The following is a 13,757-nucleotide window of genomic DNA, read 5'->3' on the forward strand; positions in this document are numbered from 1 at the left end:
TAATCTTTAACTTATATAAAATGATAAAGATATTTACAATTACTTTTTTGCTGGTTTCTTATACTTTTTTCTCGCAATCGATTTCGCAATTTGATGTTTTGAAAGTTAATTTAGAGAAAACCGTTTTAAACCATTATCAATTCGACTCAGAAAAGCAGGAAGCTGCGCGGTTTTTAATTTCAAATATGGATATTCATTATAGCGAAAACTATAATTGGGTAGACAAAAGTGATGCAATAATTGATTTTAATGAATTCAATTATCCTAATCTGGAAATTGCTGTAAAAGCTTTTAAAAAACTACAGGACAGTATACAGATTACTCCGAAAGTTTATAAAATAATGGATGTTAATCTGATAACTCCCGAGTTATTAATTAAGAATATTAATCTGGCTTTTCATGTATGGAAAAATAATCCGTGGTCGAAATCCTACGATTTTAAAACTTTTTGCGAATACATTTTACCTTACAGAAGTTTAACAGAACCTTTAGAAGACTGGCGTGAGGATTATAGCGTTCTTGTTTCCGGTGCTGTTAATACGGTTACTAACAAAGAAGATCCTGTAGATGTAGCCACTCAAACAATTTTGGCTCTCAAAAATTTTAGATTTTTAGATAGCCGCCCGGATCCAATTGCTTATTTGAGTCCTGCACAATTGCTTTTTAGACGTGAAGGCGCCTGCAACGATCTTGCGAACTTAACCTTGCTCGCCTGCAGATCTGTAGGTCTTGCCATAACTTTTGATTTTACGCCTTTTTATGGAGCATCTTCCAAAAGACATTTTTGGGATACTGTAATTGATGAAAACGGAAAACATATTCCGTTTAACGGAAACTGTTTTGGTAATCCTAAAGGTCTGCCTTATGCTTATAACGCAACCGAAAAACGCCTAGCAAAAGTTTTTAGAAAAACCTATTCTATCCAGAAAAATACGCTGGCTTTTTTGCAGGACACGTTATCAATACCAAAAGGTTTTTTGAGAGAGAAAAATATTCTCGATGTAACGGCAGAATATGTTCCTACAGCAAAAATAATTTGTCCGGTTGCAGCTGCAAACAAAGATACTATTGGTTATCTCAATGTATTTAATCTCACTAAATGGAATGTAATTGATTGGGGAAAAAGAGTCAATAACACTATTGAATTTGAAAACGCAGGTACTAAAATAGTGTATTTACCGAGCTTCTATAATTCAAACACACAAAAAATGAATTATGCTCATTATCCAATTTTTTTAGATCAGGATAAAAAACAGCAATTGCTGCGTCCTGATTATTCAAAAACTTTTTCGTACAACATAAGCCGTGATAAAACCATAAAAGGACCAACACTTGATTTTAATTCATTTGAAGTATTCGAAAATGAAATTTTTAAACTCTATGTCTGGGACAATGGCTGGAAAAAAATCGAGGAAGCCAAAGCACAAAATGATTTTATCAGATTTTCTAAAATACCGGACAACGGATTGTTTTTAGTGTTATGCCCAAAAAGTAATGGTTACGAGCGCATTTTTAGAATTAATTCCCAAACAAAACAAATAGAATGGTACTAATTGTACCGCATTATAAATAATTAAAATTTTTTAATATGAAAAAACTAATCGCTCCCGTTTTCGCCATCTTCTTTTTTATGACGGGACTTTATGCACAAAATCCAGAATCGAAAGGAATGAACATTCAGGATGAAAAAGAAAATTTAACCGAATCTGCCATACAGCAAAATTTTTATGAAAGTGCCAAACGAGCGGGTTTAACAGATACTAAAATGACTGAACTGCTTAAAATAATTGAAGAAAGAAATAAGGTGCTAAAAGATTTAGATACAAAAAAGAAACAGGCATCTGCGCCGTATAGTATTCAGGATCCGGGAACACTTTACAATTTTAAAATTAACAATGCCAGAAATTATTACGCTAAAAAAATAAGCGGTTTCCTGACTTATAAAGAATACTGTGAGTTTGCTATGGCAGATTACAGGACAGAAGCGAACGAGAGCGCCAGATTAGAGTTTAGGCAAATAATTGCTAGTAATGACAATCTAAACGATGATCAGAAAAAGAAACTTTCCGGTTTGGTGTATCATTATCACTTACATCAGCTCGTAACATCAGCGTATTACAGTTATGATAAAACACTGCAAAAACCAAAACTCGGAATTCTGAGATTCAATTTTGAAAAAGATTTAAAAAAAATGTGCAAAGAATATAATATAAAAGCTTCTGAAGGAGGGGAAGGAAATACAAACAGTTTCCAATGGAACTGATATGAACTAAATGCCACAATCAATACGAATACTAACTATTAGCCAAAAAAAAGAATATGAAAAAGATGTATACCCTTATTTTCCTGTTCACAGCTCTGGGAGCTGTAGCGCAGGTTGACTGCACAGTCAAATTAGCAAAAGCTAAACAAATTTTAGACAGTAATAAACTTTATAAAAATTACAGTCAGCTATTTCAGGACATTTCATCGTGCGCAGAGTCCGGAGATCCAATGGCTCAAAACTATGTGGGACTTATGTATGTGTACGGCATGGGTACAGAAAAAGATGAAGCCAAAGGATTTACCTATATCGAAAATGCAGCCAAAAGTGGCAACGCGATAGCCCAAAACAATTTGGCGGTTTTATATCTCCACGGATATGGCTGTAAAATAGATTTAAACAAGGCTATTGAATGGTTTCATAAGGCTATTGATCAAAAAAATGCCCGGGCCACTTACTTATTAGGCTATATGTACATGAAAGGTTTTGGTGTACCGCAAAATTACAAACTGGCAACAGAATGGTATAAAAAAAGCGACTATGAAATGGCAAAACACTGGTTGGGAGTTTGCTATTATTTAGGATACGGTGTGCCTCAGGATACAGAGAAAGCTCTGGAATGTTTCTACGGAAATAAAACGCCTAACAGTGTCGCTTTTTTAAGAAACCTAAAAACAGAAAAACGAGATCTGGTTTTAAATCAGGCAGAAAATGCCATTCATGAAGCCAATAAAGGAGATAAAAAAATTGATCCTGAACTAATTGCTGACAGCAGGGAAATTGTGGTTTCGGGAGAAGCGCTACACCAAAATATCAAACAAAAAAACATTGTAGGCGAATGGACAGGACGTTTTGTAGAATACGACTGGTCAGGAACTACACCGCAGCGCATTTTGCCTATAGACATAAGTTTAAGTAAAAATGAACAAGGCGATTTACACACTAAAATAATTTTTGAAGGCAAAACTTTTGAAAATACGGCTTTGCTTAAAGACAATGTTTTGTTTGTTAACGATTTAAAGTTTAAACTGGATCAGTTATATCCGCATGATTTTAAAAACGAAAAGCTCAATTTTGAAATTTTAGGAATGAACCTAACGCTGAAAACCCATAACAATGTACCGTATTTATTAGCAGACATAGATAGTTTTATTGATAACTGGCGTGAACCGGGAATGCCTGTAACATTGGTTTTGAGACCAAAAAACAATACCGTTTCTGCTCAGGACGAAGCACTGCTTTTAGCATTAGCATCGCAAAAAGCAGAGTTTATTAAGGTATATCCTGTGCCGTTTAATGAGCAGTTATATATTGCCTTTGATTTAAAAGAACCTGCCCAAGTACAGCTTAATCTTATTAGCGTAGCCACGGCACAAACACAAAAAGTTGCGGTAACAAATCTTGAAGCGGGAAACCAGTCCTTTACAGTAGATACAGCAAATTTATCCAAAGGCTTTTACATTGTACAAGTGCAGGAAAATAGTAAGGTACACACCAGAACCATAATAAAAAAATAAGCCATGATAAAAAATTTAAAACAAGGCAGTACCATATTGTTACTGTTTGTATTGTTTATTTTTAGCAGTACACTAACGGCACAACCTCCTGAAGGCGGTGAGGTTCCATTTGATTTTCACGGATTGAATGAATTAGATAATCTGGATATTCCGCCAAAAAATGAACACGAGGCTCCACCGGATTTTGCATATGATTATGATTGGGACAATCTTGGTAAAGATTCTACCCCGCATAGTGATAACCCGAACAACGATGAAAATACTAATTACCCTACCAATCCGGGGCAGGCAAGCTCCGGTGGTGGCTTTAGTAATGCTGTAAATCGACAAACGAGTTCTTTAATTACTTTGACAAAAGCAGTAAAACCCGGGCAAACACATACCCAGGCGGTAAAAGTGCTGCGTGACACAAGTAATAGTGCGAACAAATATGTTTCGAATTTAGTTATAAACGGAGTTGTAGTGGGAACCATAACCTTTTCTGATCCTCAAAAAGATGAGAACGGAATTGATATTTATACCAAATTAACCGTCGAAGTATTTTCGAATTCGCCAATTGCTATAGCCAGTTTATCACCTCAGGATGCCGAAACATCAGAGTATGAAGGTTCACAGCATAGTACAGATGGTAATTTGAAGACTGTAATGGCAAATGTGGTTTTTGTTGATAACATTATGAAGATAGAATTTGTCTTGCCCGTTAATGATAACGAAGATTTGATTATTGGCGGAATGGATATGCCTGTAGATACACCACAATCGTATGAAAATGCCCTGAATGCCGTAAGCAACGGAGACTACATTATTACCAATGGTGTCGTTAAAATAAAGGCAGATAAAGGAAATATTTATACCTTAGTCTCAGAGGCAGATGTAAATTCGCCAAGTGTTTTGCAAAGGGTAAAAAATCTAGCAGCGATTATAGCAAAAAGTCTCGGAGGTAGCGGAAAAGACATTTTGATTAATGTGGAGAAAGGAGATGTATTATCTTCAAAAAATCCTGCATGGACTCGAAAAGTTAGTACAATTATTTTTAATAGTAATGGTGGGTTAAGTCCTTTTTTGAATAATATTAATAACTTTAAAAGTGTTATTAAACATGAGATTTTTCATGTTGAGGATAATAGAAAATCAGGATTTAAAACTGATATTTCTACGCACGCAGATGTCTACGTTAAAGCAGCAAATGATTATACCTTTAATAATACTACTGATGATTTTAAAAAAGATATTGCAGGTTCTTTTGCTAAATATTTATTAAATATGGCAACCGATGCTAATATCTCGCTCAGCGACATTTTAGCAAAAATTGATTCATTTAATAAGAACAATGCAGGAGTGCAAATTCTAAAACCCATTGGTATAATTACCAAAGCAAATTTAAGTTTACGAGTACAATATAAAAATGTAATATCTGATTCTATAAAATATGAAAAAATCGATGTATAAAACTAAACTAATAATGGTATTTTTTATTGTACTATGTATTTCATGCAGCAAAAAAAGTAAAATTGAATCCATATTTATGACTAATAAAAATGAATATTGGCAATATAGAGACTATTGCTGGAACACTAAAGGTATTTACTTTCGTTATAATAAAGATGGAAGCAGCAATCAATATTTTTTGCATATTAATGATGGATTTACTTTGTATGATAAAAATGGAACTTTGCGAAATGGTTCTGCTCTTTGGTCAATAAAAAATGATTCAACTTTTGTATTTGACGATTTAGAGTACAAAATAGAAAAAATTACTAACAAAGAAATTTTACTTTCATACTATAATCCAGAATTTAAAGATAAAAAGTGTTTTGTAAAACTTTCAAAATGGATAGATGGTCCAGAAGGTCCTAAACCATTAAATAATCAAGATAAACATGAAAAAATATAAATTTTTATTAGTATTCCTATTGGTATTGTCAATATCATGTACAAGAAAAAATAAGATAGAGGATATTTTTATTACCTCTGAAAATTATTATTGGCAATTCAACAGTGAATGTCAGGGAGCTTTTGGACATTCTATCAATTTTAAATTTGATAAAGATGGTTTGTCTCATCAGTATGGCTTTAGTGTAGAAAAAAGTTATCATTCAGTTGAGGGTGAGTCTCTAGCTCCTAAAAAATGGTTTATAAAAAACGACTCTATCTTATCATGGGATGATATGGATTATAAAATTGAACATATTGATGCTACAATAATTATTTTAAGTCGTTACCATCCAATTGACAAAAAACAAAAATGTAAAATAAGTTTCCTTAAAGTCGTCGATGGTAAATTAATCAATTAAAGCTATAAGATTTAAATTAAATAAAAGCACAGTGAGAGCTGTGCTTTTTAATAAATCATAAATATGAAAAAAATTAAACGAATTGTCGTTCTGTTTTTTTTGTTCATGACTTTTATTTCATGTAATAAAAAAAATAAATTGAAAGGTATTTTTATTTCTTCCAAAGATTACTATTGGCAATATAACGATGAATGTCATCCAAATGGGGGCTTAGGATCGATAAATTTTAAGTTTGATGATAAAGGTTTATCACATCAATATTCACTTGGTGCAACTAAGGGTTATGCTTTAGTTGAAGGAGAATCTCTTGCTGCTGAAACATGGTCAATAAAAAATGACTCTATCTTAACATGGGGAAATCGAGATTATACAATTAATCATATTGATAAGCGACTAATTGTATTAGTTTATAAAGATTCTAACAATAAAGATAAGAATTGCGTTATAAGACTTTTAAAAGTTGTAGATGATAAGTAATTGAATAATTGCTTTTTTTATAAAATAAAAGATAAAAAGTGTTTTGTAAAACTTTCAAAATGGATAGATGGTCCGGAAGGTCCTAAACCATTAAATAATCAAGATAAACTTGAAAAATAAACTTTTTTGCAGCTAATTTAATGTTAGCTGCAAAATACTGTAAGGCATTAAAATTTAAAGAAGCCGAATCTTATTAAGATTCGGCTTTTTTAAATTTTAGAAATGAGAATAAGAATAGAATCTACAACTCAAAAATCCTTTCCATTAAAACCCATTTTTCGCCTTCTTTTGCCCAGGGCAAAGCTTGTTGAAATTTCCACATTAAGGTTTCCCATTCCTGAACTTTTGGGTTTTCAGCATCTGATTTTGATTTTTTTTCGAATGAAAAATAAGCATCAGCTTCAATAATCATAAACAATCTGTTGCCGGTACAATAAATATCCAAAACAGAAATTCCGCTGCTTTTGATGCTTTCAATAATCTCTGGCCAAACGTTTTTATGGAGTGTTGTATATTCGCTAATTAAAGCAGGATCGTCTTTTAAATCTAAGGCTAAACAAATTTTTTGTGTGGTCATACTATGTAGATAGAAAGTTGGATTGTTGTTTTTCTGAATGCATTAATTTACAAAAAAAAGACTGTCATTTGCAGACAGTCTTTTATTCTTCAAAAATAATATAGTAAAAAATTATACTACCAGAATTTAACGTAAAGCGCAATAATTGCCAATACGGTGATTACGATTAAAACAGTTGTTTGAGGTTTTACTTTAAACATTTCTGTATCTAATTCAAAAGCTTTTGGATTAATTTTTGGACCGGCAAAACTGATAGCAACCATCGCTAATGTTGTAAAGAAGAATGATAATCCCATACAAATATGGAACGGAATTTCGAATCCGCCTTTACCGTTGTTATAAGCTGTGTATAATAAAGTTTCGTTTCCAAATAAAGCAGGTGCATATTCGTTGAATAAAACAGATAATAAAAATCCTAAAATTACCCCAACAATAGCAGCCGCTCCTGTTGTTCTTTTCCAGAACATACCCAGAATAAACATAGCAAATACTCCAGGGCTAATAAAACCGGTATATTTTTGAATGTAGGTGAATCCACCAACACCGCCAATACCAAGAACGTCATTCCATGTAAATAAAACAGCTAAAAGCATTGCAGCAAAAACAGCAATTCGACCAATGTTTACCTGTTGTTTTTCACCAGCGTCTTTTTGAATATATTTTTTATGAATATCTAAAGTATAAATCGTAGAAATACTGTTTACTTTTCCGGCTAACGAAGCTACAATTGCAGCCGTTAATGCAGCAACCGAAAGTCCTTTTAAACCGGTTGGCAAGAACGTTAATACAGCAGAATAAGCGCCATCTTTTCCTCCAACTAATTGAGGTAAATGTCCGTTTTGGTATAAAACATAAGCAGCAATACCAGGAAGCATTACGATTAAAGGCATTAATAATTTTAAGAAACCTGCAAATAAAATACCTGTACGGGCAGTTTGCAAATCAGCGCCCAAAGCTCTTTGAGTAATATATTGGTTACAACCCCAGTAGTTTAAGTTGATAATCCAGATTCCGGCAAGGTAAGATAGCAAACCAGGAAAAGTTAAGTATTTATCAATATCAAGTTGAGATGAAGTCGCAGTTGGTTTTGGAATAATCATTTTGAAATGTTCCGGAGCTTCTCTCATTAAAACCTTGAAACCGGCAATAGCATTTTCGCCTACGCCAAAATATTGTCCTACAGTTGTTAATGCAATGTATGAAGTTACTAAACCACCAATGATTAAAACAGCAACCTGAATAACATCAGTATAAGCTACAACTTTCATTCCTCCCAAAGAAATAAACAAGGCAAAAACTGCTAATCCTACCATAATAACATGAAGATATTCTCCTCCGGCAAGACCGTTAATCGCAACAGCACCTAAATATAAGATCGAAGTTAAGTTTACAAATACATATAAAAACAACCAGAAAACGGCCATAATCAATGCAGTCGATTCGTTATAACGTGTTTTTAAGAATTGAGGCATTGTGTAAATCTTATTTTTAAGATAAACAGGAATAAACCAAACGGCTACAATTATCAAAGCAATAGCAGCAATCCATTCGTAGGCAGCAACGGCAATTCCTAAAAAGAAACCTTCACCGCTCATTCCGATGAATTGTTCTGCCGAAATATTTGAGGCGATTAAAGATGCTCCAATTGCCCACCAGGTTAAATTTCCTTCGGCCAAAAAGTAAGCTTTAGCATCTTGTTCGTCTTTTTTACGTTTGTGGTAAATTGTATAACCGTAGGATGCCACTACGATAAAGTAGATAATAAAAACCGCATAATCTGCGAAAGCAAGGTTCTGGTTCATTGTTAGTATTTTAAAAATTAGTATAGGGTGATTGTTTGTTTAATTTTTTGTTTTAAAAAGCAGTACTTTCTAAAACCGGTTTATTTATTGTTTTTATTTTTATAAAAAAGAGAGCAAAAACTCAGATAAAAATCTTAATATCAAACTCATGCAAATGTGTTTTTTACATTTATATAAAGCGTAATTGTGTTAAGATTATTTTCTTTTTGTTATACTTATACTTTACTTTTTTCTTTGTTTTTATAATGTACAGTTGATAATTCTCTTAAAACTTCTGCGCTCTTTTCAGGTGAAATATCTCGTTGCGATTCGCCCAGCATTTCGTAACCCACCATGAATTTTTTTACACTTGCAGATCGCAATAACGGCGGATAAAAATGCATGTGAAAATGCCATCCCGGATGTTCTAAACCATCTGTTGGCGCCTGATGAATTCCTGACGAATACGGAAAAGAAGTATTGAATAAATTATCGTATTTTGTCGTTAACTCTTTCAATGTTTTGGCATAAGCAAGCGTTTCTTCCGGAGTAAAATCAGTGATTTTTCCAAAAGCCCTTTTGCTGATAATCATCGTTTCATAAGGCCATATTGCCCAAAACGGAACCAAAGCTACAAAGTGTTCGTTTTCGATTACAATGCGTTCTCCGGATCTTAATTCGGCATGAAGATAATCTGCCAGTAATGTTTTTTGGTTTTTATCGTAGTAGGCTTTTAGGCTGTTATGCGTTTTTTCAACCTGAGTTGGCAATGATGATTGTGCCCAGATTTGTCCATGCGGATGCGGGTTGCTGCAACCCATAACACTTCCTTTATTTTCAAAAATCTGAACGTAATTGATGTATTTAATATTTCCTAAATCAGTATATTCTTTTTGCCATGTTTTAATGATGTTTTCGATTTCATCAATAGTCATTTCAGGCAAAGTAAGATCGTGTCTTGGCGAAAAACAAACCACTCTCGAAATTCCACGTTCCGGTTGTGCTTTAAAAAAAGTGTGTTTAATATCTTCTTCAAAAATAATTTCGTCCTGTTTCATGGCTGCAAAATCATTTTCAAAAACAAAACTGTCCTTATAATCCGGATTGTTTACTCCGTTTGCACGAACATTTCCCGGGCATAAATAACAGGTAGAATCGTATTTTGGCAATGTTTCAGTTAAAACGGTTTCGTTTTGTCCTTGCCACGGACGTTTGGCGCGATGAGGTGATACTAGAACCCATTCATTAATTAATGGGTTGTAACGTCTGTGCGGGTCTTCGTTAATGTCAAAATTTTTCATTGTAATTGTTGTCGTATTAAAGTAGTGTTGTTCCGTTTGCGATTTTTACATCGTAAAATTTTAGTTCGATACCAAATATATCTAAATAAAGATTTGCAAACTTATTTTTCACCTCATTTTCGTGACCTTTTTTAATTAAATTTATGGTACAGCCTCCAAAACCACCACCCATTAATCGCGAACCAATTACATTATCATCTGCTTTTGCGGTATCTACAAGCATATCCAGCTCCTCGCAACTCACTGCATATTCCTGAGACAAACCATAATGGGTCTCAAAAAGCAATTGTCCTAAAAGTTCTATATTTCCATTATCCAAAGCCTCGCAAGCCTTCGTTACACGACCAATTTCTTTTACTACAAAATGAACCCTTTTAAAAACCGTTTCATTCATTTTATCACGAATACTCAAAATTTGTTCTTCCGTACAATCCCTGAAACTTTTTACCTCCGGAAAATGATTTTTGATAATCGATAATCCTTCTTCACACTCCATTCTTCTTGTATTATATTCAGATGTAAAAAGCGAATGTTTTACATTACTGTCGAATAAAACCAAAGAATAATCTTTGAAATTTGCATCGTGATATTCAAATTCAAGCGTATTGCAATCTAATTTTATAACCTTATTTTCAAGTCCGTGAACACTCGAAAACTGATCCATAATACCACAATTAATACCAACCCAATGTTCAGCTTTTTGCCCCATTAACGCAATATCAACCTTATTAATCGTAAGATTAAAAAGAGCAGCAATACCAAAAAGCATCCCGCATTCTAAAGCTGCAGAAGACGATAATCCGGAACCAACCGGAATATTACTGCTAAAAACACAATTAAAACCTTCAAACGAAAAACCATTATCCTGCAATTGTTTAATAACACCGCGAATATAATTCGTCCAGACAACATCACTTAATGTAACTTCCTGAGTTAAATCAATTTCAAATTCTTCTTTTAAATCGATCGCAATTATTTTTGATTTTGAAGAATTGCTTTTTTCAAATGCGAAACAAATTATTTTGTCGATCGCAGCAGGCAAAACATAACCGTCGTTATAATCTACGTGTTCTCCAATAATATTAATTCGGCCGGGAGAAAGCACCACTTTTTGAGGAACAGATCCAAAAGATTGCTCAAAAAATGCGGTTGTGTTTTGTATTAAAATGTCATTCATTGGGGTAATAACTAAATGTTGTTTTTTATAATTTATAGTTTATGGTTTGAAACTGATAAACTGTTTTTTGGTGGTATTGTTCTCCTTTTTTCAAAACCGAATTTGGAAAATGAGCATGATTTGGTGCGTCAGGAAAATTTTGCGTTTCAAAACAAATTCCGCTTGACGGGTGATAAGCCGCATTTTCCTTTCCTTTTAAAATGTCAAAACAATTTCCGCCTACATAGACATGCACACTTGGCTGATCTGTATAAACGTTTAGTTGCAAATTGTTTTTTGTGCTCAATAAAGTCGCAGCAATTTCATTTTTAGATTCAACCACAAATGAATTATCAATTACAGCAGGACAATTTTTTGGCGAACTGAAATCAAAAGCATGATTCGCAAGATTCGTGAATTTTCCTGATGGAATATTTTCGTCGTCTGTCTCTAAAATTTTATCAGAATTGACAAACATTTCCTGATCCAGAACGGTAGAATCATGACCGTTGAGGTTAAAATAACTATGATGCGTCAGGTTTATAACCGTATCTTCAGTCGTTGTAGCATTATATTCTAATTGTAATTCGTTTTCTTCCGTTAGTGTATACGTTAAATCGGCGTGTAATTCTCCCGGAAAATTTTCGTCTAAATTTTCACTTAACAAACTAAAAGTTATCGATGGGTTTTTACCTTGAGTGAATGCGGTAACAAACCATACTTTTTTTCCAAAACCAATATTTCCGCCGTGTAAAGTATTACCGTTGTTATTACCGGCTAATTGAAATTTTTTATCATTTAAAGTAAAAATTCCTTTATTGATTCTTCCGGCATATCGCCCAACAGTAGTTCCAAAATAAGGAGCGCTTGGCAAATTGTAAGATTGCAGATACGCATCTAAATTGTCGAAACCTAAAACAACATCAACGAGTTTTCCGTTTTCAAGAGGAATTTGTAAGGAAGTAACCGTTGCACCATAATTGATGATCTGTACTTTCATTCCTTTTTCGTTGGATAATTCAAAAGAATAAATCTTCTCTCCATCTGGCATTAAACCAAACAATTTAGCGGAAGATATATCTATTAAATGTGATATGTGTTTTAATTTCATAAAAAAATTACTAAAAATGAAATCCAAAAATAGAAACATTTTAAAATTATACATACCAGTACCTACCAGTTTTTTGTATATTGCCAAAAAATTCTGTTTCCATGAATATAATTTCCATTCAAAACAATCTTGGATTGCCAAAATATAAACAGATTATTCTTTCAATTGAAAAAGCAATCGAAGACGAACAATTGATAAAAGGAGACCGGCTTCCATCTGTAAATAAAGTTTGTCTCGCTTTTAATTTGTCTCGCGATACCGTTTTACAAGGTTATGATGAACTCAAAAAAAGAGGAATTATTTATGCCATTCCGGAAAAGGATATTACGTTAAAAGCGTTGAAATCACTATAAAACAAAAGATTTTTTTACTTTTTGATGAATTAAATATTTTCAAGGAAGATATTTATAATTCGTTTTTAAAGCATATCGGAAAAAATGTTCAGGTCGATATTTTCTTTCATCATTTTAACGTTCAGGTTTTCCAAAAGCTGATAAATGACAGCATCGGAAATTACACAAAATACATTATTATGCCCACAAACTTAATCGATATAGTTTATTCGATAAAAACCCTACCAGTAGGTGACGTAATTATACTCGATCAAACCAATCCTGATTTAAAAATATATCCTGCAATTTATCAAAACCACCAAAAAGATATTTTTGAAGGTTTACAAAAAGGAAAATCCAGATTAAATAAATACAAAAAACTGATTTTGATTTTTCCCGGATTTCGGGAACCACTGGGAATGAAAATTGGGTTCGAAAATTTTTGTGCCGAATATCATTTTGAATCTGAAATAATAACAGAATTTACCAACAGAGAAATTACCGTGGGTGATCTTTATATTATTCCGAATGACCGGGATTTGGTTCGCGTAATCGAAAATGCCAGAAATAAAAACTTGAAACTTGGAGTTGATTTTGGAATTATCTCGTATAATGAAACGCCTCTCAAAAAAATTGTAGCCAACGGAATAACCACAATTTCAACCCATTTTGAAGCGATGGGGAAAATTTTGGCCGAAATGGTTTTAAAAGGAATAAAAGATCAAATAGAAAACAAATCTTCGTTGATCATGCGAAACTCGTTGTAAACACAGATTTTACAAACTGAACAACTATACAAATTCGTGTAAATCCGTAAAATTCGTGTTTAATATCACAGTCAAATCAAGTTTTGTTTAATAAACCTTTAAGCTTTTAATTAAAAAATAATTATTTGTTTTAATAGAATTATTTTACATACATTTGTAAATGTAAATTCTACACTTATTT

The 13,757-nt window shown here is 33.0% G+C and carries 12 protein-coding genes and 1 pseudogene; 8 read left to right on the forward strand and 5 right to left on the reverse strand.

The window, feature by feature from the left end:
• Positions 1-20 precede the first annotated feature (20 nt).
• The 7 genes from OLM54_RS16990 (at position 21) to OLM54_RS17020 (ending at position 6,551) form a co-directional block, all read left to right on the forward strand.
• Positions 21-1,553 (forward strand): transglutaminase-like domain-containing protein, encoded by a 1,533-nt coding sequence (locus tag OLM54_RS16990; RefSeq protein WP_264535759.1) that lies wholly within the window; start codon positions 21-23, stop codon positions 1,551-1,553.
• 35 nt (positions 1,554-1,588) lie between these two features.
• Positions 1,589-2,263, forward strand: coding sequence for a hypothetical protein (locus OLM54_RS16995; RefSeq protein WP_264535760.1), 675 nt, complete (start codon positions 1,589-1,591; stop codon positions 2,261-2,263).
• A 56-nt stretch (positions 2,264-2,319) separates the two neighbouring features.
• The gene (locus tag OLM54_RS17000; RefSeq protein WP_264535761.1) at positions 2,320-3,780 is read left to right on the forward strand and encodes a T9SS type A sorting domain-containing protein; all 1,461 of its coding nucleotides are present in this window, start codon (positions 2,320-2,322) and stop codon (positions 3,778-3,780) included.
• Positions 3,781-3,783: 3 nt separating this feature from the next.
• Positions 3,784-5,229 carry a hypothetical protein gene (locus OLM54_RS17005; protein ID WP_264535762.1) on the forward strand — a complete coding sequence of 482 codons (1,446 nt, stop codon included), beginning with the start codon at positions 3,784-3,786 and terminating at the stop codon, positions 5,227-5,229.
• A gap of 76 nt (positions 5,230-5,305) precedes the next feature.
• Positions 5,306-5,674 (forward strand): hypothetical protein, encoded by a 369-nt coding sequence (locus OLM54_RS17010; RefSeq protein WP_264535763.1) that lies wholly within the window; start codon positions 5,306-5,308, stop codon positions 5,672-5,674.
• A complete protein-coding gene (locus OLM54_RS17015; RefSeq protein ID WP_264535764.1) occupies positions 5,661-6,074 on the forward strand; it encodes a hypothetical protein in 414 nt (137 codons plus the stop codon). The genes OLM54_RS17010 and OLM54_RS17015 overlap by 14 nt, the downstream gene beginning before the upstream one ends.
• 63 nt (positions 6,075-6,137) lie before the next feature.
• Complete coding sequence (locus OLM54_RS17020) at positions 6,138-6,551, forward strand: hypothetical protein (RefSeq protein WP_264535765.1); 414 nt, start codon at positions 6,138-6,140, stop codon at positions 6,549-6,551.
• A 241-nt stretch (positions 6,552-6,792) separates the two neighbouring features.
• Here the strand turns inward: OLM54_RS17020 and OLM54_RS17025 are convergent, their stop codons facing one another.
• The 5 genes from OLM54_RS17025 to OLM54_RS17045 form a co-directional block, all read right to left on the reverse strand.
• Positions 6,793-7,128, reverse strand: a complete 336-nt coding sequence (locus OLM54_RS17025; RefSeq protein ID WP_264535766.1) for an L-rhamnose mutarotase — start codon at positions 7,126-7,128, stop codon at positions 6,793-6,795.
• Between the two features lie 116 nt (positions 7,129-7,244).
• A complete protein-coding gene (locus OLM54_RS17030) occupies positions 7,245-8,930 on the reverse strand; it encodes a sodium/sugar symporter (RefSeq protein WP_264535767.1) in 1,686 nt (561 codons plus the stop codon).
• 215 nt (positions 8,931-9,145) lie between these two features.
• On the reverse strand, positions 9,146-10,210 hold the full coding sequence (locus OLM54_RS17035; RefSeq protein WP_264535768.1) for a UDP-glucose--hexose-1-phosphate uridylyltransferase: 1,065 nt from the start codon (positions 10,208-10,210) through the stop codon (positions 9,146-9,148).
• Positions 10,211-10,226: 16 nt separating this feature from the next.
• A complete protein-coding gene (galK, locus tag OLM54_RS17040) occupies positions 10,227-11,387 on the reverse strand; it encodes a galactokinase (RefSeq protein WP_264535769.1) in 1,161 nt (386 codons plus the stop codon).
• A 25-nt stretch (positions 11,388-11,412) separates the two neighbouring features.
• Positions 11,413-12,417: an aldose epimerase family protein gene (locus tag OLM54_RS17045; RefSeq protein ID WP_264535770.1), complete on the reverse strand. Its 1,005-nt coding sequence runs from the start codon at positions 12,415-12,417 to the stop codon at positions 11,413-11,415.
• A gap of 161 nt (positions 12,418-12,578) precedes the next feature.
• Here OLM54_RS17045 and OLM54_RS17050 point away from each other — a divergent pair.
• Positions 12,579-13,576 (forward strand): annotated as a pseudogene (locus OLM54_RS17050) (GntR family transcriptional regulator).
• Positions 13,577-13,757: the final 181 nt, after the last annotated feature.

Source organism: Flavobacterium sp. N1736 (assembly GCF_025947065.1).
In the GTDB taxonomy this organism is placed as follows: Bacteria; Bacteroidota; Bacteroidia; order Flavobacteriales; family Flavobacteriaceae; genus Flavobacterium.

Coding starts and splice junctions, on each gene's coding strand:
- OLM54_RS16995 (WP_264535760.1), top strand. CDS start 1,589: ATGAAAAAACTAATCGCTCCCGTTTTCGCCATCTTCTTTTTTATGACG.
- OLM54_RS17010 (WP_264535763.1), top strand. CDS start 5,306: ATGACTAATAAAAATGAATATTGGCAATATAGAGACTATTGCTGGAAC.
- OLM54_RS17020 (WP_264535765.1), top strand. CDS start 6,138: ATGAAAAAAATTAAACGAATTGTCGTTCTGTTTTTTTTGTTCATGACT.
- OLM54_RS17030 (WP_264535767.1), bottom strand. CDS start 8,930: ATGAACCAGAACCTTGCTTTCGCAGATTATGCGGTTTTTATTATCTAC.
- OLM54_RS17035 (WP_264535768.1), bottom strand. CDS start 10,210: ATGAAAAATTTTGACATTAACGAAGACCCGCACAGACGTTACAACCCA.
- OLM54_RS17025 (WP_264535766.1), bottom strand. CDS start 7,128: ATGACCACACAAAAAATTTGTTTAGCCTTAGATTTAAAAGACGATCCT.
- galK (WP_264535769.1), bottom strand. CDS start 11,387: ATGAATGACATTTTAATACAAAACACAACCGCATTTTTTGAGCAATCT.
- OLM54_RS17000 (WP_264535761.1), top strand. CDS start 2,320: ATGAAAAAGATGTATACCCTTATTTTCCTGTTCACAGCTCTGGGAGCT.
- OLM54_RS17005 (WP_264535762.1), top strand. CDS start 3,784: ATGATAAAAAATTTAAAACAAGGCAGTACCATATTGTTACTGTTTGTA.
- OLM54_RS17015 (WP_264535764.1), top strand. CDS start 5,661: ATGAAAAAATATAAATTTTTATTAGTATTCCTATTGGTATTGTCAATA.
- OLM54_RS16990 (WP_264535759.1), top strand. CDS start 21: ATGATAAAGATATTTACAATTACTTTTTTGCTGGTTTCTTATACTTTT.
- OLM54_RS17045 (WP_264535770.1), bottom strand. CDS start 12,417: ATGCCAGATGGAGAGAAGATTTATTCTTTTGAATTATCCAACGAAAAA.